This is a genomic window from Mesorhizobium sp. M0437 (assembly GCF_040321335.1).
Taxonomy (GTDB): domain Bacteria; phylum Pseudomonadota; class Alphaproteobacteria; order Rhizobiales; family Rhizobiaceae; genus Mesorhizobium.
Window position 1 is genome coordinate 19,795 of sequence record NZ_JAMYRK010000026.1, and the last position, 21,043, is coordinate 40,837.

A 21,043-nucleotide genomic window follows, 5' to 3' on the forward strand; every position below is an offset into this window, starting at 1 on the left:
CAGGGATTTCGTCCGAAATCCCCACAGGCAATTAAACTGGGACATTCGCCGCTGCGCCGCTCGTTCTTCGGACAACCACCTGTTCTGCGCGAACGGCCGGTTTCAATATTCCCGTTCGTAGAAAACACCTCCTTTGGCTTCGCCGGCGTCGGTTGCCTCGCCACGCAGCTTGACGCCGCGCCCAACGTCGAGATCGACGGTTGCCTTGCCCGAGCCCGGCCTGTCGCCCTTCTGGATCGTCACATAGGTACGGTCGTTGAGATACTTGCCCGCCGAGACGGCGGTGCCACCCTGTTCATCGGTGATTACGTCGAGATCGTCGACGCCGATTGCGCTGCGCAGGTTCTGCAGCAGGGAGGTCGAGCCGCCGACGCCGGCCAGTTGTCCGGCAGCCTCAGCAAGCTGCGCGATCTGCAGCGGCGACAGGTTCGACATCGAACGGCCGAAGATCAGCTGCGCCAGCACCTCATCCTCCGGCAACGCGGGTACCGAGGAGAAGGTGAATTTCGGGTTGTTCGCCTCGCCTGACACCACGATAGTCACAGTGGCGCTGGTCGTCTTCGATTGCGCCGTGAGATTGAGGTAGGGCACCAGAGAGCCGGAAAAGCCGACGGTGCCTTCCGTGAAGGTCAGCCGCTTGGCAAGGATCGTCAACCGTCCGCGCCGCAAGGTGAAGGTGCCGACCGCCTGGGGTGACGATGCCGGGCCGGTCAGCCGCAGCGAACCACCGAGCTCGGCGTCGACGCCCCTGCCCTGGATGAAGATCTGGCTCGGCGCGTTGACCGTGACGTCGAGGTTGAGGCCGCTACCTCCACCGCCGCTGCTTGCTGCAGCCGGGCGCAACGCCTTGTCCTGCGCACGCACGGCTGCCGGGGCATTCTTGTGCTTGACGTTGAGCTCGGCCAGCGAGCCGGGCAGCTTTTCGGGTACGGTGATGACGGTCTTGGCCAGGTTGACGGTACCGGAAATCACCGGCGCGGAGGTGAGCGGTCCCTTGACGGTCAGGTCGCCGCCGAGATTGGCGGTGACCACCTTGCCGTCGGTATAGCGGCCATCGACGAGCTTGACCGACAGGTCGGCCGGAAAACCTTTTGCCGGATCGATGCCGACGGTGCCGCTGGCCGAAAGGCTGCCGCGTGTCGACAGCGTGCCGGTCAGGCGGTTGATCCTGGCCACGCCATTGCCGATAGCGACATCGGCAGTGATGTCGTTGATCGCAAGCCCCGATCGCGCATCGACCAGACGGGCGCCCGACGTGCGGACCGTGCCTGAGATCACCGGCGACGTCGCCGGGCCGCGCACCTGCACATCGACGTCGGCCGTGCCGCTCAGGGACAGGCCTTGCGCGGCGAGTGTCCTGGTGAGGAAGGCGAACGGCACCTTGCCGGAAAAGTTGAGATCAAGGGTGGGCGCGCCTGATGTCGTCATCGTGCCGCCGCCCTTGAGGGCGAGGCCGGCGGCATCGCTCATGTTGGCGTCGAAGGTCAGTCTGTTGCCCGAATACGTACCTGAGGATGAAACGCCAATGCCGCCGAAACCTGCACCACGGGTCTGCGACGTCTGAACGCCTGCGGCGTCGATCTTGAAGGCAACGGCCGGATTGGCCGGCGCGCCCGTCACCTTCACCGTGCCCGAGATGGAACCGGCGGCATCGAGGCCCGGCGAAAAACTGTTGGCTATCGAGATCGGGACGCGGGCCAGCGTCGCGTTGAGGTCGAACGCCTGCCCAGCCTTGCCCGTGACCGTCGCCGTGCCGCCGCCGAGGTTGAGCACCAGCCTGTCGAGGCTGGTCACTCCATTGGCGATGTTGATGGTCGAGGCCTGGGCGATGGCCGCCTTGATGCCGCGGATGGTCGCCTCGCCGGAGGCAAGTTCGACCGTCGTCGTGCCCTTGACCGCCTTGACCCGGCCGGCCGCCCTCAGCGGAATATCCTTGACGGTGGCGCCACCGGAAAAGCCGGTCCATTCGCCGTCGCGCTTGAGATCGACGTTGACGCCCCGAATAGCCGTTCCGCCGGAAGTTACGCTGTCGGCACGGATTTTGCCCGAGATCACCGGTGCCGCCAGATAGTTGGCGATCAGCGCATCGATGCTCACGGCCTTGGCCGAGACATCGCCGCGCGAGATCGAGGCCGTCGTCGCCTTGACGGCGACTTGCGGCACGGTACCCGCCTTGGAGAAGGCGATCGTGCCGCGCACATCGCCATCGGCCTTTTCCAGTGCCAGGGCCGCAAGCGGACCGATATCGGGCAGGTCGAGCGCCACGGTGCCGGCCGGAACGAAGGCATCGTCGAGCGCCAGGTCGCCGGAGATACGGTTCTTGCCGAGCGACAGCAAAAGCCCGTTGATGGCGCGTTTGCCGTCCGATGTCGCCAGCACGGCGCTGCCCTGCAGCGGTTGGCCGCCGACATTTCCGGTGAGTCGCACATTCGCAGCCGGGTTGGCGGCATCAGCCTTGCCGGTGGCAGTGAGCTTCAGACCGGTGATCTCGCGCGCCGCGACCGAAAGCCTGTCGCTGTTGACACTCAGCGACAGATCCGGCGCGGTGCTGGCGCCTTGCGCATTCAGCGCGAAAGAGATGGCGCCTTTGGCGTCCTTGGATAGCAGCGAGACGTCGCCTAGCGCGCCTTTGACGTCGGCGCTGAGCTTGTTGTTGTCGGCAAGGCTCGCCTGGCCGTCTGCCGTCAGCGAACCGGACGACAGCCTGACAGTATTGGCGGTGACATTGCCATTGGCGTCCCGCTTCAGCGCGGCACTGAATTGCGTTCGCTCGGCGAGCACGCCACGTACCGCCCCCGGCAGTGCCGCCGAGGCGGCGTCCGCCTTGACATTGAGGTCGATGGCGCGGTCGGCCAGCGAGACCCGCCCGTTGAAGCCGCTGTTCAACGCGTCGCTGGTCACCGTGCCGCTATCGATGACGATGGCATCGGCGGCAAGGCTGCCGGCGAGTTTGGCGGTGACCTTGCCGGCGATCAGCGGCGCGATAGTCGGATTGTCGAGGCCGATTTTTTCGGCAATCACGGTGCCGGAGATCGGCCCGCTCCGGGCTTTCACGTCAAAGCGATCGGAGTGCAGCGCAAGCGTGATGCCCTCGATCATAGCTAGATTGGTGGCGGCCGATGGCAGCGTCGCGGAAATGTCGAGCTTCGGCTGGGCGCCCTGCCCGGCCGCCGTTAGCGATATCGCCTGCAGCTCGAGCTTGATCGGGCTCTCCTTGCTGCCAAGCGACAACGGCAGGCTCGGACCGGTAGAGGCCAGGTCGAGCGAAAAATCGCTGGCACCGTTCGGATTGAGGGTGCCGGCTGCCTTGCCGGAGATTTTCTCGCCGGCAAGCGTCGCCTGCTCGATGGCCAGGCCGCTGGCCGACGAGAAACGGCCTGCCGCATCGAGATCCAGCGGCCCGAGCCCAGCCTGCCGGGGCTGGGTGGTGTCGGCGCCGCTGAGCCGGGCGGTGAAGCGAATATCTGGGGCAGCCGACGATCCGGTGACCTGCGCGGTGCCGCTGAGCGCGCCCACGGCATCGAGACCCGGTGAAAAATCATTGGCAAGCGCTGCCGGCACCGCCGACAAGGTGGCAGTGAGATCGAGCGTCTGGCCAGCCGTACCCGACACGGCAACCGAACCACCACCGACACCGAGCGCCAATTTCTCTATGCTCACCCTGCCATTGGCGATTGTCAGCGCTGATGGCTGCGCAACAGCGGCCTTGATGCCGCGGATGGTCGCCTCGCCCGAGGCAAGCTCGATGCTGGTGGTGCCGTTCGCAACCCTGACCCGCCCGGAAGCGCTGGCCGGAATGCCGGCGACCGTGGCGTCGCCGCTAAAGCCGGTCCAGTCGCCATCGCGCTTCAGGTCGACATCGATGCCGCTGATCACCGTGGTTCCGGAGGTGATCGTGTCGGCCTTGATCTTGCCGGCGATTGCCGGTGCTTTGAGATAATTGGCGACCAGCGCGTTGACGGCGATTGTCTTCGCCGCCAGTTCGCCGCGCGAAATCACGGCGCTCGTCGCATCGATCGCGACCGTCGGCGCTCCGTTGTCGTTCGCAAAGCGGATGGTGCCGCGCACGTCGCCGGCTACCGACTGGCCTGCGAGTGCGGCCAGCGGAGCAATATCGGCGGCATCGAGGGTCAACGTGCCGAGCGGCAGCAGGTTGTCGTCGAGCCCGAGGTCGCCGGAGACCTTGTTGTCGGCTAACGAGACGGCAAGTCCATTGATGGAGCGCTTGCCGTCGGTTGTGACCAGCGATGCCTTGAGGTCGAGCGGCTGGTCGTCGACCGAGCCGGTCAGCGAGACATCGGCGGCGGGACTGGCGATATCGGCCTTGCCGCTCGCGCTCAGCTTGATCTGCTTCACCGCATGGCCGGACGCCGTCAGGCTGTCGCTGTTGGCCGAAATCGAGAAATCCGGTGCGCTGCGCGCGCCGCTTGCGGTAAGCCCGAAACCGACGGCGCCGCCGACGTTGGCGCCGACCAGCGGCGACAGCACCGACACGTCGCCCAGCGTACCCTTGATATCGGCCCGGATATCGGTGCCTTGCGCACTAGCGGTGCCGCTGGCGCTAAGTGTGCCGGAGGTGAGTTGCAATGCGTTGGCGGCGAACGCACCGTCCGGGTCGCGTGTCGCGGTTGCGGAAAACTGCACGCGCTCGCCGAGAACCGAGCTGATTTGCGGCGGCAGCGCCGTCGAAGCCGCGTCGGCATTCATCTTGAGCGTCATCGACAGATCGGCAAGCGCCACTGTGGCTGTTACGGACGCATTGAGCGCGTCGCTGCGTAGCGTGCCTTCGTCGACGACAATCTGTTCTTTGCTGACGGAGCCGGCGAGACCGGCGCTGACCCTGCCCGTTATCAGCGGCGCCAAAGTCGCGACGTCGGTGTTCAGGCCGGCCGCCGTCAGCTTGATGGTGACCGCCCCGCTACGGTTCTGGATGTCGAAACCATCGGAATGCACTTGCCCGATCAGGTCGTCCACCCGCGTGCCGCCCGCCACCACCGAGACCAGCGACGCGCCGATATCCATCATCGGCGCCTTGCCATCGCCGAAAGCGCGGGCCGTGGCATCCTTGATTGCCACGGTTATCGGTTGCGCCTCGCTGCCGAGGCTGAGCACGATCGGCGGCCCCTTTGCGGCGAGCTTCACCGAAAGGTCGCTGGCGCCGTTCGGATCGACAATGCCGGCAGCGGTCGCGTGCAAGGCGCCGCTGTCGATATTGGCGCGCTCGACATCGACGCCGCCGGCCGCGGTCGCCGTGCCGGCGAGGTCGAAGGTGGTCTTGCCGGCAAACAGCGGTTTCAGGGTTTCGGGCAGGAAGCGCTCGAATTCGCCATCGCCGTTGGCCTCGACATAATGACCCTTGTCGGTGAGCTGATGGCGACCGGTAAGCTGGGTGACGATCCGGCCGTCGACAACGAAGGTCCCGATGCCATTCCAGTTGGCGAGCGGTCCGGTGCCGGAAACGACAATGTTGACCGGCGGCGCGCCCGGCAGGTTGAGCAGGTTGGCGATGATGCCGCCGGCCGGCTCGGATGCCTTAAGGTCGAGGTCGAGCTTGTTGTCGGCCGGCGCGAAATGGGCTTTGGCGTCGACCGTGCCTTGCTTGCCGTCGTGGCGAACGATGTTGAGGTTGGTCTCGATCGCCAATGGAGAGGCGTCCGCCTTGAGCGCTCCCTTGGCTGCAAGTTCGGCCACACCGCTGCCGGCCAGAGCCTGCCCGAGCGCGATTTCGGGAAGGTCGAGTTGCCTGACGTCGATGGAAACCGGCAGCGTCGTCGCTCCGCTTTGGCTCGGCTGTGTATTGGCCACCGGCAGCCTTGCCAACTCGATACGCTCGGCCCCAATGCGATCGGCGCTGAAGCTCTTCGACAGGAGTGCCAGCGGCGACCAATCGACGGCCACGTTGCGCGCCACCATCCAGGCGCCTTCGCGATCCTCCAGAACGACATGATCGACCCTCAGCGCGCCCGACCAGATGCCGTCGATGCCGACGACAGTCACCTTGCGGTCGCCGGTCGAGGCCATGGTCGAGATGATGCCGGCAAGGTTTTCGCGGCCGCGCTCGGTTTTGGTCAGCACGACGACCGCCCCCACCGCCGCTGCCACGACGATGAGCAGCGTGTAGAAAAGAATACGGAGGATGCGCCTGAATATTGCCATCAGAATGCCTGGCCGATGCCGGCATAAATGCCGAAATGAGGATCGTCAGGACCGCGGTTGAGAGGCACCGCCGCGTCGACGCGCAGCGGCCCGAACGCCGTCAGATAGCGCAAGCCTACACCCGCGCCGACCTTCATGTCCGAAAAATCGGGGACCTGCCTGGTCGACACCGTGCCGGCATCGACGAACGGCACGACGCCGATCTTGTCGGTGACGGCGATGCGCATCTCGACCGAGGTCTCGAAGAAGGAAAGCCCGCCGATCGGTTCTCCATTGCTGTCCTTCGGGCCGATGCCTTGATAGGCATAGCCGCGCACCGAACCGCCGCCGCCTGAGTAGAAGCGTCGATCTGCCGGAACATCTTGAAGACTGGCGCCGATGATGGAGCCGATGGCGACACGTTCGGCGAAAACGAATTTCGAGGCCGAATCGAGTGACTGGTAGGCCGACCCCTCGCCCTTCAGCTTGACAAACGCAGCCCCGCTCAAAATGTCGTAGCTCGGCTCGCCATAGGCCAGCACCCTGAAGCCCCGGGTCGGATTGAGCTTGCTGTCGCGATTGTCGTAGACATATTGCAGTGGAATGCTGGCGATCAGATAGGTGTGCTTGCCGAAAGCGTCGTGGATCCTCGAATAATCCAGCGCGACCTGCGCGGAAACCGTCTGCTTCTTGTCGAGTTCGTAGGACAGGCCGGTGCTGCCCTTGACCGAGAAATGGTCGTAGGCGTCGGGGTGTTCCAGCACGGTATTGACGCTGGCAATGAATTTCGACGCCGGCCCGACCACGCCCGGCTTTTCGAACATGACGCCGGCATTGTAATTGAGCTGGGTCAAGTCGTTGCTGCCGATGCCGCTGATCTTGCCGTCGATGCGCAGCTTTTCGGCGCGGCCAAACAGATTGCGATGCCCCCAATAGCCTTCGAGGCCCAGCCCTTCGGTGTTTGAGAAGCTGCCGCCAATGCCGAAATAGCGCGGCTTGCGTTCGCTTACCTGGACACCGATCGGGATGTTGCCCTCGGCGTCCAGTGCGTCGGCTTCCTTCACCGTCACGCTGTTGAAGACCTCGAGCCCGAGCAGCCGGTCGCGCGCATCGTCGATCTCATCGGGCGAATATTGGCGCCCGCGCTTAAGGCCGGTCATATATTCGGTGAAGTCGCGGTCGACCTTTTCCGTGCCCTCGACAGTGGTGTCGCCATAGCTGGCGACCGGGCCGGCCGCGACGGCAAGCGTCACGTCGAGCGTCGAACCGGCGTGCTCGGCGACGATCTCGCGGCCCGTCACCTTGGCCAGCGGCCTGCCTTCTTGCTTGAGTGCCCGCACGATCGCCGCCTCGGCCTTGAGCACGGCGCCCGAACTGGCGTCACCGCCGGCGATCAGACCGAAATCGGCACTTGCCAGCCCCGCCGCATCGCCTTCCAGTCTGATGTTGCCAAGCGTGAATTTCGGCCCGGCTGCTATGCGTATCACCACCGGTATCGGCTGCGGACCCGAAAACTCGGCATCGGGCGGCAGATCGTCGAGCGGCTTGCCCTGAATAGTGATGGTGACGACACCCTCGTAGCGGGCGTCAGTGTAGAGTGCGGCAACAAGTTGCTCACGGTCACTGCGCGCCTTGGCCAGCAGGCCGAGAGAACCGGATACCGGGTGTTCCTCGTCGGCCTTCAGCGCCGAGGCGTTTTCGAGCTTCTCGGCGAGATCCTTGTCGGCGTCCGGCGCCTCGATCGTCACCGCATAGCGCAGCGGGTCGACGATATCGGCATCTTCGTCTTTGGATCCCCACAGCTTGATGCCGAAAATCTCGAAGGCTGCCGCACTTCCGGTTTCGGCAACAAGTGCCGTAGAGCACAACAATGCGAAAAGCAGGGCGCGCGAAAGCGCGCGCCGTGGCGCGGTTCCTCCCGACATCTGCCTTTCATACGCCGGCATTACGCTCCTAGCCTAGCTCGCAAACCTAAAATTGGAATGAAGTTCTGAAGCACTCGTAAAGGGGCCACAATCCAATTGCTGAAATAGACAGGGCTTGGAACTCACACCTTCTGCGTCGCCGCAAGAAAGCGTGATCCCCTGTCCTATGGAGCTACTACCGGTCACCGGCCGGAAAGCAAACCGTTGGCAGGCGGATCCTGCCGCGTCCCGATGTTGACAAGCGCGACTGAAGCTTGAAGATTTCTGGACGTAAGCACTTGTCTGGAGGGGTTTATGGCAATGCGCGCGGCTCGTGGTCTATCGATTCTTTTCCTTCTCTTTTTTGCCTGGAGCGGTGTCGCGCAAGCGGCCGAAGCCCGGCGCGTGGTGACATCGCACAATTCCGACTATTTCGGTTTCGATCTCAGATCCGACCAGAATGTCAGCCTCGACCAGTGCAAGACCACCTGCCTCGGCGACCCGGCCTGCCGCGCCTTCACCTACAACCTCAAGGCCAAATGGTGCTTCCTTAAATCCGATTACAATTCGTTGAAACCCTTCGGTGGCGCCGTCGCCGGCAAGGTTGTCAACATCGATGGCGATCCCGACATCGGCGCGCCACCCGAACTCGCCTTCTTCCCCAACTGGATGGCCGACCAGGCCCAGCAATACCGCAACAACCTCACTGGCCCGACCTACACCAAGCCGACCGAGGGGCTGACGGCGCTGAGGGCCGCCGCCGAACGGTCGGCGCTGACGGGCGACCATCGCTCGGCCATGCACAAATACGAAGCGGCGGTTTCGGTGCTGCCGGATGATGGCCAGCTCTGGCTCGAGCTGGCGCGCGAAACGCTTGCCGTCCATCCGACCGCCAACAGCTCGGAGCCGTCGACCCTGCCGGCGAACGCCACTTCCGCCGCCTTCAACGCCTACAAATTGCTGCGCACCACCAAGACGCGCGCCGACGTGCTGGCGCTGCTCGGGGACGGCCTTGATCGCCGCGATCTCTACAGGCCGGCTCTGCAGGCCTACGAGGCGAGCCTCGCTCTCGTCAATTCGCCGGCAGTCAGGGCCGCCTATCAGGATCTCAAGGCCCGCAAGGGCTTCCGCGTCATCGATCATACCGTCGATGCCGACACCAGCGCGCCACGCATCTGCGCGCAGTTCTCCGAGGAACTGGTCAAGACCGGCGTCGACTACTCGCAGTTCGTTACTGTCGACAACGCCGCTCCCAAGGGCGTCGAAGCCAAGGACAAGCAGATCTGCGTCGAAGGACTCGAGCACGGCCAACATTATGACGTGACCTTCCGCGCCGGCTTGCCGGCCGCCATTGGCGAGGTCACCGCGGCACCGGTGGTTCTGTCGATCTACGTGCAGGACCGCGCGCCTTCGGCCCGCTTCACCGGCGATAGCTTCGTGCTGCCCGCCGGCGCACGCCGAGGTATACCGGTCGTCACCGTCAACATGAATGCCGCCCAAATGAAGCTCTTCCGCATCGGCGACCGCTCGCTGGCCCAGCTTCTGTCGGGATATCAGTTCCTGCGCCAGCTTGACGGCTACGACATTTCGAACATCTCCGAACAGATGGGCGAGCCGGTCTGGCAAGGCCAGCTCGACATCGCCAACGACCTCAACAAGGAAGTCACCACCTCCTTCCCAATCGACGAGGCTTTGCCGAAGCGCAAGCCCGGCGTCTATGTGCTGACCGCACAAGCCGTCGACGATCGCAGCGACGACTATGATTCGCACGCCACGCAATGGTTCGTCGTCTCCGATATAGGCCTGTCGACCTATACCGGACAGGATGGGCTGAACGTCTTTGCCCGTTCGCTCGCAACCGCCAAGCCGATCGCCGGCGCCGAGCTGACGCTGCTGGCCAGGAACAATGAAATCCTCGGCACCGCGACCACCGACGCGGAAGGGCGGGCGGTGTTCAATCCCGGCCTGACGCGCGGCGACAGCGGCATGGCCCCGGCCGTGCTGATGGCCAAACAGGGCGACGACGATTTCGTCTTCCTCGATATGGGCCGCGCCGGCTTCGACCTGTCCGACCGTGGCGTCGCCGGACGGCCGGCACCTGGCGCGCTCGACGTCTATGCCTGGACCGAGCGCGGCATCTACCGCGCCGGCGAAGATGTCCATGTCGCGGCCCTTGCCCGCGACAGTGCCGCCAAGGCGGTCGAGAACCTGCCGCTGACCTTCATCTTCTCGCGGCCCGACGGCGTCGAGGACCGCCGCATCGTCAGCGACGGCGCATCGGCCGGCGGTCACGCTGTCGACCTGCCGCTGGAACCCAACGCCATGCGCGGCACCTGGACGGTGGCGATCCATACCGATCCCAAGCAGGCGGCGGTCGCCAGCCAGATGTTCCTGGTCGAGGACTTCGTGCCGGACCGCATCGAGTTCGACCTGTCCTCCGACAAGCAGGAGATCGCCCAGGGCGAGACCGCCAACATTACCGTCGACGGCCGCTTTCTCTACGGCGCGCCGGCCGCGGGCCTCGCGCTCGAAGGCGAATTGACGCTGTCGACCGCCCGCGATTGGGACCGCTTCAAAGGCTATTCTTTCGGTCTGGCCGACGAACAGTCGGCTGAACCGACGGTGACGCCCTTCACCGGCCTGCCGGTGGTCGGCGAGGACGGCAAGGCGACTTTCCCGGTCTCCGTCGATCAATTGCCATCCACCACCAAGCTGGTCGATGCAAAGGTCACTGTCAGGATGCGTGAAACCGGCGGCCGTGCCGTCGAGCGCTCGCTGAATATCGGCATCCGCCCGCAGGGCCACATGATCGGCATCCGCCCGGATTTCGACGACGACGAGGTGCCGCAAGGCGGCACGGCCAAGTTCAGCCTGATCGCTGTCGACCCAGACGGCAAGCGTGAGGCGCTGAAGGGCGCGCAGTGGTCGCTGGTCAAGGTCGAGCGCAGCTACCAGTGGTACCGCTCGAGCAACTCCTGGAACTATGAGCCGGTCACCTTCACCAAGGCGGTGGCCAACGGCCAGGTCGACCTGAGCGCCGATGGCGAGGCGACGGTGTCGCTGCCGGTCGACTGGGGCCGCTACCGGCTCGAGATCGAGACAGCGGATCCGGAAGGCCCGGCCACCAGCTACGAGTTCGACGCCGGCTGGTATGTCAGTTCCACCACCACCGAAACGCCCGACGGCCTAGAGATCGCCCTCGACAAGGATACCTATGCGGCGGGTGAAGTGGCCAAGCTCAAAGTGTCACCGCACTTTGCCGGCGAGCTGCTCGTCACCATCGGCGCCGACAAGCTCCTGAAGACCGTCACCGCCAGCGTGCCGGCCGGCGGCAGCACCGTCGACATCCCGGTCGGCGACGACTGGGGTGCCGGCGCCTACGTCACGGCAACGCTGTTCAGGCCGGGCGATGCGCAAGAGACGCGTATGCCGGCGCGCGCCATCGGCGTCAAATGGCTGAAGCTCGATCCCGGCTCGCGGAAGCTTGCCGTCAGCTTGGCGCCGCCGGACAAGACCATGCCGCGCCAGCAGCTGTCGATCCCGGTGGCCGTAGCCGGCGTGCAGCCCGGCACCAACGCCTATGTCATGGTCGCGGCCGTCGACGTCGGCATCCTCAACCTGACCAACTACAAGGTACCGGATCCGGAGAACTGGTTCTTTGGCCAGCGCATGCTCGGTCTCGAGGTTCGCGACATCTATGGCCGGCTGATCGACGGCTCGCTGGGCACAACCGGTAAGCTGCGCACCGGCGGCGACGGCGCCAACATGCAATCGCAAGGCAGTCCGCCGACCGAAAAGCTGGTCGCCTTCTTCTCCGGCCCGGTCCAGCTCGACTCCGACGGCAAGGCGCGGATCGACTTCGACATACCGCAGTTCAACGGCACCGTGCGCGTCATGGCCGTCGCCTGGACAAAGGAAGCAGTCGGCCATGCCCAGTCCGACGTCATCGTTCGCGATCCGGTGGTGATCACCGCCGGCCTGCCGCGATTCCTGGCGCCCGGCGATTCCGCCGTCATGCGGCTCGATGTCGCCGACACCGACGGCCCTGCTGGCGACTACAAGCTGACCATCGACACGACGGGCGACCTGTCTACCGGCAGTGCCGCCTTGCCTGAAAAGCTGACGCTGGCCAAAGGCAAGCGGCAGACGCTGACCGTGCCGTTGATTGCGCGGACCGCGGGCAACGCCTCGATCACCATCAAGCTTGCGCATGCCGACGGCACCGCTGTCGAGCAGACGCTCTATGTGCCGGTGCGCCCAGCGCAACTGCCGGTGACCACCCGCATGGTCGTCGACCTCAAGGGCAATGGCGGCGCGCTGCGCGTCGACAAGGAACTGCTGGCGGCAAGCCTGCTCGATGGCGCTTCGATCAGCGTCGGCGTTTCGCAGGCGGCTGCCTTCGATGTACCGTCGCTGCTGATGACGCTCGACCGCTATCCCTATGGTTGCGCCGAACAGACCACCAGCCGCGCCATGCCGCTTCTCTACGTCAACGAGATGGCTTCCGGCATCGGCATGGCCAGCGACCCCGATCTGCATGGCCGCGTCCAGGACGCTATCTACAAGGTGCTGAGCTACCAGGCATCGGCCGGCAGCTTCGGCCTGTGGGGTCCGGGTTCCGGCGATCTGTGGCTCGACGCCTATGTCACCGATTTCCTGACCCGGGCGCGCGAGCAGAAATACGACGTGCCGGCTTTGGCGATGAACCAGGCGCTGAGCAATCTGCAGAACGCGATCGGCTACGATCAGGACGTCCAGGATCGCGGCAGCGAGATCGCCTATGCGCTCTATGTGCTTGCCCGCAACAAGAAGGCCTCGGTCGGCGATCTGCGTTATTATGCCGACACCCAGCTCGAAGCCTTTACCAGCCCGATGGCCGTCGCCCAGTTGGCGGCGTCTCTCGCGCTCTACGGTGACACCCAGCGCTCGGAGGCAACCTTCCAGGCCGCGCTGCAACTGGCCAAGTCGACGCCCGAATATGACTATTACCGGTCCGACTATGGCTCGCCGCTGCGCGACGGCGCGGCGATCCTGGCGCTTGCCGCGGAAAGCAAGCCGGTGCCGACCATCGTGCCGGCGCTGATCCAACTAGTGACCAGGGAACGCGCCGACGCCAGGTGGACCAGCACACAGGACGAGTCCTGGATGCTGCTGGCGGCCCGCGCGCTGAAGGCCGGCAATGATTCGATCGCGCTGACCGTCAACGGCGCACCGCATGCCGGCGGCTATTCGGACCAGATCGCTGGTGGCGACCTGGCCGACAGTCCGCTGACCATCGTCAACACCGGCAGAAATCCGCTGCAGGCGGTCGTCACCACCGTGGCCTCGCCGATCCAGCCTCTGCCGGCCGGCGGCAACGGCTTTACCATCAGCCGTACCTACTACAAGCTAGACGGCACAGAGGCCAACGTGACGGAGGTCAAGCAGAACGAACGCTATGTCGTCGTGCTCAAGGTTTACGAGCAGAACACCTGGCCTTCGCGACTGCTGATCACCGACCTGTTGCCGGCCGGCTTCGAGATCGACAATCCGGGCCTGGTCTCCAGCGCCCAATTGACGAACTTCTCCTGGCTGGCGCAGACCGATGCCGCTCATCTCGAATTCCGCGACGACCGTTTCGTCGCGGCTTTCAATCCCAACGACGGCGACGGCGACCGCAACATCACGCTCGCCTACGTCGTGCGCGCGGTGACGCCGGGCACCTATGCCCACCCGGCGGCAACGATCGAGGACATGTACCGGCCGCAATATTCGGCCCGCACCGCCACCGGCATGATGGAGGTCAAGGCGCCGTAAGGATAGGAATATGGCGGTGGCGCTGCCCCTCATTGCCCTGCCGGGCATTTCTCCCCGTATAGAGACGGGGAGAAAGAGCCATGCGCCGAAGTTTTCGCCGAACTTTAACGTCGCAGAAAAGGCGCCAAGGGTCGCGACAGCCCCCTTCTCCCCGTCACTAAACGGGGAGAAGGTGCCGGCAGGCGGATGAGGGGCGGCGCCATGCTCTCCAGAAAATTCCTGCGCCGAGCGGCCATCACGGGCATTTCCTTGGCCGGTCTCGCGGCAATCACCGCCGTCGCCCTCTGGCAGCTCGACCGCGCATTTCCGCCGCCGCTGCCGGCTGCTTTGACGGTCTCGACCGAGGTGCAGGACCGAGACGGCCAGCTGCTGCGCGCCTTCGCTACGCCGGATGGCTACTGGCGGCTCGCTACCAGCCTGGACCAGGTCGACAAGCAGTTCGTCGACATGCTGGTCACCTATGAGGACAAGCGTTTCTGGGATCATCAAGGCGTCGACGTGCTGGCACTGGCGCGTGCCGCCGGCCAGTTCGCGACCAGCGGCCATATCGTCTCCGGTGGTTCGACGCTGCCGATGCAACTCGCCCGGCTGATCGAACCGCGCGACAGCCGCAGCCTCGGCTCGAAGATCAAGCAGATGCTGCGCGCCCTCCAGATCGAACGGCGGCTTTCCAAGCGCGAGATCCTCGAACGCTATCTGACGCTGGCGCCCTATGGCGGCAATCTCGAAGGTGTGCGCGCCGCTTCGCTTGCCTATTTCGGCAAGGAGCCGAAACGGCTGACGGTCTCGGAGGCGGCCCTGCTCGTCGCTTTGCCGCAATTGCCGGAAAAGCGGCGCCCTGACCGCAACCTCGACGTCGCCCATGCCGCCCGCGACCGCGTGCTGACCCGCATGGTCTCGGCAGGCCTGCTCGGCGAACGTGAGGCCGCGCGTGCCGCGCTCGACGATGTGTCGGGGCTGCGGCGGACCTTGCCGGCGCTCGCTGCCCATGCGGCCTATACGATGCTGTCCAAGGCCATTCCCGGCCAGAAGCTGCAACTGACGATCCGCAAGAGTGTCCAGGAAGGGCTGGAGCAGGTGGCCAAGGATGCGGCCGCCAGGCTCGGCCCTCGCCTCTCGGTGGCCATGGTACTGGCCGATGCCCGTACCGGCGATATTCTTGGTGAGGTCGGCTCTGCCGATTTCTTCGATGCCAGCCGTTCGGGCTGGATCGACATGACCAAGGTCGTTCGCTCGCCTGGCTCGACGCTGAAGCCGTTCATCTACGGCCTCGCCTTCGAACAAGGCCTGGTGGCGCAGGAGATGCTGATCGAGGACAGCCCAGCCGATTTCTCCGGGTATCGGCCGAAGAACTTCGACATGGGCTATCAGGGCGATGTCAGCATCAGGCAGGCGCTGCAATTGTCGCTCAACGTGCCGGCGATCCGCGTGCTCGACGCGGTCGGCCCGGCCCGGCTGATGGCACGCTTTCGCCAGGCCGATGTGACCCCTATCCTGCCCGTCAACGAAGCGCCCGGCCTGGCGATCGGCCTCGGCGGCGTCGGGGTGACCCTGCGCGACCTGGTCCAACTCTATGCCGGCCTTGCCAATGGCGGCAAGGCACACACGCTGCATGACGGCACCGAGCCGGCGAATGCCGAACGCTCGACCACCACCATCCTCGACGGGCAGGCGACCTGGCAGATCACCGACATCCTGTCAGGCGTCAAGCCTCCCCAGGGTGCCGCCCAACGCGGCATCGCCTACAAGACCGGCACCTCCTACGGCTATCGCGACGCCTGGTCGGTCGGCTTCGACGGCCGCTACGTGCTCGGCGTCTGGGTCGGCCGCCCCGACGCCGGTGCGGTGCCCGGCCTGTCCGGCTATGTCTCGGCTGCGCCCATCCTGTTCGAAGGCTTTGTCCGTTCCGGCCTGGCCGCCGTACCACTGCCGAGCCAGCCGTCCGGCGTCCGGCGTCCGAAACGCGAGGAACTGCCGGTGACGCTGACGCGCTTCGGCGCCGGCACCGATGGGCTGGTGCAGGCGACGCCGAGCGAACCTGCGCCAACCATCATCTTTCCGCCCGACGGCGCTCGCGTCGATCTCGGCACTTCCTCGGCCGACGCCTCGCCGCTGGTGCTCAAGCTGCAAGGCGGCCGCGCACCATTCCGCTGGCTGGCCAACGGCAAGCCGCTGGTCGGCCTCGACCGGCGGCGCACCGCGACCTGGCAGCCGGACGGCGCCGGCTATTCGACCCTGACCGTGATCGACGCGGCGGGACGCGCGGCCAGTGTGAAGGTTTTCGTCGAGTGAAGTTTCCCTTGAATAATTTCCGGCAGGTGATTCAGGGGATTGGGTTTTACGTCTTGCTTTCGGCCGCCGGTATTTCCTCGGCCTTTGCTGACACCCTCCCCGCCAGCTTTGTTCGGCTAGCCGACATCGATCCCAAAATCCGGCAGGATATCCGCTATGCCGGCCTCGAAAATTTCCTGCATCGCAAGGTAAGCGGCTACGATGCGCCGGTGTGCGTCCTCACCAGGCAAGCGGCGCAAGCGCTTTCGGCAGTGCAGAAAGCGATTGCCGCCGAAGGACTGACGCTGGTCGTGTTCGACTGCTATCGCCCTGCGCGGGCTGTCTCCGACATGCGTGACTGGACAAAAAAGAGTGGACCACCGGACCCGCAATGGTACCCAAAGGTCAAGCGCAAGGATCTCATCGCCAAGGGCTATATCGGCGAACTGTCCACCCATTCGCGCGGATCGACGGTCGATGTCGCGATCGCGCGAGCCGACCGCAAGAGCGCTCCGAAACCGGCCTGCGGCGCGACCGATGCCGACACACTCGATTTTGGCACGGGTTTCGACTGTTTCGATCCAGCGAGCGAAACGGCTCACCGACCGATAGCCAGTGAAGCGGCGGCTAACCGCAAAAGACTTGTCGAGGCGATGCGTGCCCGCGGCTTCAAGAATTACGCCCGCGAATGGTGGCACTTCACGCTGGAGAACGAGCCGTTTCCAAAAGAGCGCTTCAACTTTCCCGTTACCGCCGAATAGCCGGCCGCAACCTTCGGGCGCGACGCAGCCATTGCCGAAGAGCTAGCCGTCTCTAGATAATCGCGTCGGGATCGCAATCATGGTCCATGCGGGGAAAATAGTTTCTCGCATCGCCGAAACTGGGCGAAAAATTGCTTCAATAGGCCAAAAAAGGCAACATTGAATGCATCTAAATTCTATCAATTCGGTAGATTGGCGCGAGTTCAACGGAGGCGGAAATGACCAAACCTCATTTCAGGAAACTGCTCGGCGCACTGGTCGCCACATCTGTCCAGTTCGGCACGCTCGGTTTCGCGTTTGCCGACACCACCATTCTCAACGTGTCCTATGACCCGACGCGTGAGCTCTACAAGCAATTCGATGAGGCCTTTGTCGCCCACTGGAAGGCCGAGACAGGCGAGACCGTCACCGTCCAGCAGTCGCATGGCGGATCCGGCGCCCAGGCGCGCGCCGTGATCGACGGGCTCGACGCCGACGTGGTGACGCTGGCGCTCGAAGGCGACATCAACGCCATTGTCTCGAAAACGAAGAAGATCAATCCCGACTGGCGGACGAAATTCGAAAACAATTCGGCGCCCTACACCTCGACGATCATCTTCCTCGTCCGCAAGGGAAACCCCAAGGGCATTCATGATTGGGGCGATCTGGTCAAGGACGATGTCCAGGTGATCACGCCCAATCCGAAGACCTCCGGCGGCGCGCGCTGGAACTATCTTGCCGCCTGGGCCTATGCCAGCGCCAAGGATGGCGGCGACGAGGCCAAGACCAAGGAATTCGTCGGCAATCTCTATGCGCATGTCCCGGTTCTCGACACCGGTGCGCGCGGCGCCACCGTGACCTTCGCGCAAAAAGGACTGGGCGACGTGCTGCTCGCCTGGGAAAACGAGGCCTATCTGGCGCTCGACGAGTTCGGCGCCGACAATTTCGATATCGTCTACCCGCCGACCTCGATCCTGGCAGAGCCGCCGGTCGCCGTGGTCGACGCCAATGTCGACGCCAAAGGCACGCGCAAAGTTGCCGAAGCCTATCTGAGCTACCTCTATTCCAAGGAAGGCCAGACGCTCATCGCCAAAAACCATTATCGCCCTTCGAAGCCCGAACTGGTGCCGGCGGAGGACTTGGCCAAGCTGCCCGAGATCAAGCTGGTCACCATCGACGACCCGCTTTTTGGCGGCTGGAAGAAAGCACAGCCTTATCATTTCGGCGATGGTGGTATATTCGACCAGATCTACAAGCCGGCCCAGTAGCATTTAGATCAGGACGACATGACCACAGCACCCGCCAAGGCGGGGTGGCGATTCAGGCAGCCGAGCGTCATTCCGGGTTTCGGATTGACGCTCGGCTTCTCGCTTGCCTACCTCACCCTCATCATCCTCATTCCCCTGTCCGGGCTGGTCTGGCGCTCGGCGGCGCTCGGCTGGACCGACTTCTGGGCGATCGTCACCGACCGCCGCACCATCAACGCGCTTGAAATCAGCTTCGGCACCGCCTTCATTGCCGCTGCGGTCAACGTCGTCTTCGGCACGATCGTCGCGTGGGTGCTGGTGCGCTACAGCTTTCCAGGCCGCCGCATCGCCGATGCCATGGTCGACCTGCCCTTCGCGCTGCCGACGGCGGTTGCCGGCATCGCTTTGACCACGCTTTACGCACCGAATGGCTGGATCGGAAGCCTGCTGACGCCGCTCGGCATCAAGGTCGCGTATACGCCGCTCGGCATCGTCATCGCGCTGATCTTTATCGGGCTGCCCTTCGTCGTGCGCACTGTGCAGCCGATCATGGAGGAAATCGACAAAGAGGTAGAGGAAGTGGCCGCCACGCTCGGCGCCAATCGCTTCCAGATCATCAGCCGTGTTCTGCTTCCCGGACTGGCACCGGCCATCGTCACCGGTTTCGCGCTGGCCTTCGCGCGCGGCGTCGGCGAGTACGGCTCGGTTATCTTCATCGCCGGCAACCTGCCCTACAAATCCGAGATCGCACCGCTTCTGATCGTCATCCGGCTCGAGGAATATAATTATGCCGCGGCGACCGCGATCGCGGCGATCATGCTGGCACTGTCCTTCGTGATGCTGCTGGTCATCAACCTGGTGCAGACCTGGAGCCGCAAGCGCTATGGCTGACCCGGAGATCAAATCCTACGCGCCGCACCACGAAAGCCGCTCGGCGGCGGTAACCGAAAGCCGTCCTGCGCAAGCCGTGCTGATGGCGGTAACGTTTGCGTTCCTCGCCATCTTCCTGCTCTTGCCGCTGATCATCGTCTTCAAGGAAGCTTTCGCCAAGGGAATCGAGGCCTACACACAGGCGCTAGGCGAACCGGATACGCGCTCGGCGATCCGCCTGACGCTTCTGGTCGCGGCGATCTCGGTGCCGCTCAACATCGTCTTCGGCATTTCCGCCGCCTGGGCGATCGCCAAGTTCGAGTTCAAGGGCAAGGCGTTCCTGACCACACTCATCGACCTGCCCTTTTCCGTCTCGCCGGTCATTTCGGGGCTTGTCTACGTGCTCTTGTTCGGCGCGCAAGGCCTGCTCGGCGCCTGGCTGAAAGCACATGGCATCGTCATTCTGTTTGCCGTGCCGGGCATCGTGCTGGCCACCGTCTTCGTCACCTTCCCCTTCGTCGCCCGCGAATTGATCCCGCTGATGCAGGAACAGGGCAATGGCGACGAGGAGGCTGCCCTGTCGCTTGGAGCCAATGGCTGGCAGGCGTTCTGGTACGTGACGTTGCCCAACGTCAAATGGGGATTGCTCTACGGCGTGCTGTTGTGCAATGCCCGCGCGATGGGTGAGTTCGGCGCCGTCTCGGTCGTGTCGGGCCACATACGCGGGCTGACCAACACCATGCCGCTGCATGTCGAAATCCTTTATAACGAGTACAATGCCGCCGCCGCCTTTGCCGTCGCTTCGCTGCTTGCCGGCCTGGCGCTCGTCACGCTGGTCTTGAAAACACTTCTCGAGATGCGCTACGGCGCCGAGATCGCCGCGACGCGCGGACACTGACAAATGCATGTCGCCCAAAAGTGTGTAGCGGTTTTTGGACAACGACATGCATAAAACAAAGATTTGATGTCGCCCAAAAGTGGGAACCGGTTTTGGGATAACGGCATGCATCAACTACAAAAGGGATTTGCATGGAAGTTCGCGTTGCCAACGTGCGCAAGGAGTTTGAGCGGTTTCCGGCCCTCCACGACGTTTCGCTCGACATCAAGTCGGGAGAACTGATCGCCCTGCTGGGACCCTCCGGTTCCGGCAAGACGACGCTGCTCAGGCTGATTGCCGGATTGGAGCGGCCGACCCGCGGAAAGATCTTCTTCGGCGAAGAGGATGCCTCCCAAAAGTCGATTCAAGAGCGCAATGTCGGCTTCGTCTTCCAGCACTACGCGCTGTTTCGCCATATGACGGTTGCCGACAATATCGGCTTCGGACTCAAGGTCCGGCACGGGCCGTCACGCCCGTCGGCGAAGGAAATCCGCCGCCGCGCCTCGGAACTCCTCAACCTCGTTCAGCTTTCCGGTCTGGAAAAACGCTATCCGGCACAGCTTTCGGGCGGCCAGCGCCAGCGCGTGGCGCTGGCCCGCGCCATGGCGATCGAACCGGCCGTGCTTTTGCTCGACGAGCCGTTCGGCGCGCTCGATGCGCAGGTGCGCCGCGAACTGCGCCGCTGGCTGCGCGACATCCACGACGCCACCGGTCACACCACGGTCTTCGTCACCCATGACCAGGAAGAGGCACTGGAGCTTGCCGACCGTGTCGTGGTGATGAGCCAGGGCCGCATCGAGCAGGTCGGCACCGCCGACGAGATCTACGACACGCCGAACTCTCCCTTCGTCTACGGCTTCATCGGCGAATCGAGTTCGCTTCCGGTCAAGGTCGAGGACGGCCAGGTCTGGATCGCCGACCGGCCGATCGGGCTTTCCGCGCCGCACGCACCGCAAGGCGAAGCGACGCTGTTCTTTCGCCCGCACGACGTCGATCTGGTGGAAGAATGCAACGGCTGCATCGCCGGCACGGTCGCCGCCAGCCGCCGCGTCGCCGGCACCAGGCGGGTCGAGCTCGAAATCGGCGGCGAACGTCAGCGGGTCGAGATCGAATTGCCCGTCGATCATCCGGCGGCGCAGAAAAGTCGCGTGGCTTTCAGGCCGCGGCGCTGGAAGCTTTTTCCGGCTGCTTGATCCTCTATCA

General features: G+C 64.3%; 9 protein-coding genes. 7 read left to right on the forward strand and 2 right to left on the reverse strand.

What is annotated here, in order from left to right:
- Positions 1-102 precede the first annotated feature (102 nt).
- Positions 103-6,156: a translocation/assembly module TamB domain-containing protein gene (locus NKI72_RS17985; protein WP_352850430.1), complete on the reverse strand. Its 6,054-nt coding sequence runs from the start codon at positions 6,154-6,156 to the stop codon at positions 103-105.
- Entirely contained in the window at positions 6,156-8,081 is a 1,926-nt protein-coding gene (locus tag NKI72_RS17990; protein ID WP_352771326.1) for an autotransporter assembly complex protein TamA, read from the reverse strand. The genes NKI72_RS17985 and NKI72_RS17990 overlap by 1 nt, the downstream gene beginning before the upstream one ends.
- A 273-nt stretch (positions 8,082-8,354) precedes the next feature.
- On the opposite strand from NKI72_RS17990, the gene NKI72_RS17995 reads away from it, so the two are divergent.
- The 7 genes from NKI72_RS17995 to NKI72_RS18025 all read left to right on the forward strand — a co-directional run bounded on the left by NKI72_RS17995 (position 8,355) and on the right by NKI72_RS18025 (position 21,033).
- Entirely contained in the window at positions 8,355-13,835 is a 5,481-nt protein-coding gene (locus NKI72_RS17995) for an alpha-2-macroglobulin family protein (protein ID WP_352850432.1), read from the forward strand.
- 201 nt (positions 13,836-14,036) lie between these two features.
- Entirely contained in the window at positions 14,037-16,127 is a 2,091-nt protein-coding gene (gene pbpC, locus NKI72_RS18000) for a penicillin-binding protein 1C (protein WP_352850434.1), read from the forward strand.
- A gap of 53 nt (positions 16,128-16,180) precedes the next feature.
- Complete coding sequence (locus NKI72_RS18005; RefSeq protein WP_352850435.1) at positions 16,181-16,867, forward strand: M15 family metallopeptidase; 687 nt, start codon at positions 16,181-16,183, stop codon at positions 16,865-16,867.
- A gap of 218 nt (positions 16,868-17,085) precedes the next feature.
- Positions 17,086-18,114 carry a sulfate ABC transporter substrate-binding protein gene (locus NKI72_RS18010; RefSeq protein WP_352473515.1) on the forward strand — a complete coding sequence of 343 codons (1,029 nt, stop codon included), beginning with the start codon at positions 17,086-17,088 and terminating at the stop codon, positions 18,112-18,114.
- Positions 18,115-18,132: 18 nt separating this feature from the next.
- Positions 18,133-18,984 (forward strand): sulfate ABC transporter permease subunit CysT, encoded by an 852-nt coding sequence (cysT, locus tag NKI72_RS18015; protein ID WP_352473514.1) that lies wholly within the window; start codon positions 18,133-18,135, stop codon positions 18,982-18,984.
- Positions 18,977-19,861: a sulfate ABC transporter permease subunit CysW gene (gene cysW / locus NKI72_RS18020; RefSeq protein ID WP_352473513.1), complete on the forward strand. Its 885-nt coding sequence runs from the start codon at positions 18,977-18,979 to the stop codon at positions 19,859-19,861. The genes cysT and cysW overlap by 8 nt, the downstream gene beginning before the upstream one ends.
- 131 nt (positions 19,862-19,992) lie before the next feature.
- Complete coding sequence (locus NKI72_RS18025) at positions 19,993-21,033, forward strand: sulfate/molybdate ABC transporter ATP-binding protein (protein WP_352465240.1); 1,041 nt, start codon at positions 19,993-19,995, stop codon at positions 21,031-21,033.
- The last annotated feature ends 10 nt before the right edge of the window (positions 21,034-21,043 follow it).

What these genes read in the sequence shown, in the direction of transcription:
- cysT (WP_352473514.1), top strand. Translation starts at nt 18,133, where the DNA reads ATGACCACAGCACCCGCCAAGGCGGGGTGGCGATTCAGGCAGCCGAGC.
- NKI72_RS17995 (WP_352850432.1), top strand. Translation starts at nt 8,355, where the DNA reads ATGGCAATGCGCGCGGCTCGTGGTCTATCGATTCTTTTCCTTCTCTTT.
- NKI72_RS18025 (WP_352465240.1), top strand. Translation starts at nt 19,993, where the DNA reads ATGGAAGTTCGCGTTGCCAACGTGCGCAAGGAGTTTGAGCGGTTTCCG.
- NKI72_RS18010 (WP_352473515.1), top strand. Translation starts at nt 17,086, where the DNA reads ATGACCAAACCTCATTTCAGGAAACTGCTCGGCGCACTGGTCGCCACA.
- NKI72_RS17990 (WP_352771326.1), bottom strand. Translation starts at nt 8,081, where the DNA reads ATGCCGGCGTATGAAAGGCAGATGTCGGGAGGAACCGCGCCACGGCGC.
- cysW (WP_352473513.1), top strand. Translation starts at nt 18,977, where the DNA reads ATGGCTGACCCGGAGATCAAATCCTACGCGCCGCACCACGAAAGCCGC.
- NKI72_RS17985 (WP_352850430.1), bottom strand. Translation starts at nt 6,156, where the DNA reads ATGGCAATATTCAGGCGCATCCTCCGTATTCTTTTCTACACGCTGCTC.
- pbpC (WP_352850434.1), top strand. Translation starts at nt 14,037, where the DNA reads ATGCTCTCCAGAAAATTCCTGCGCCGAGCGGCCATCACGGGCATTTCC.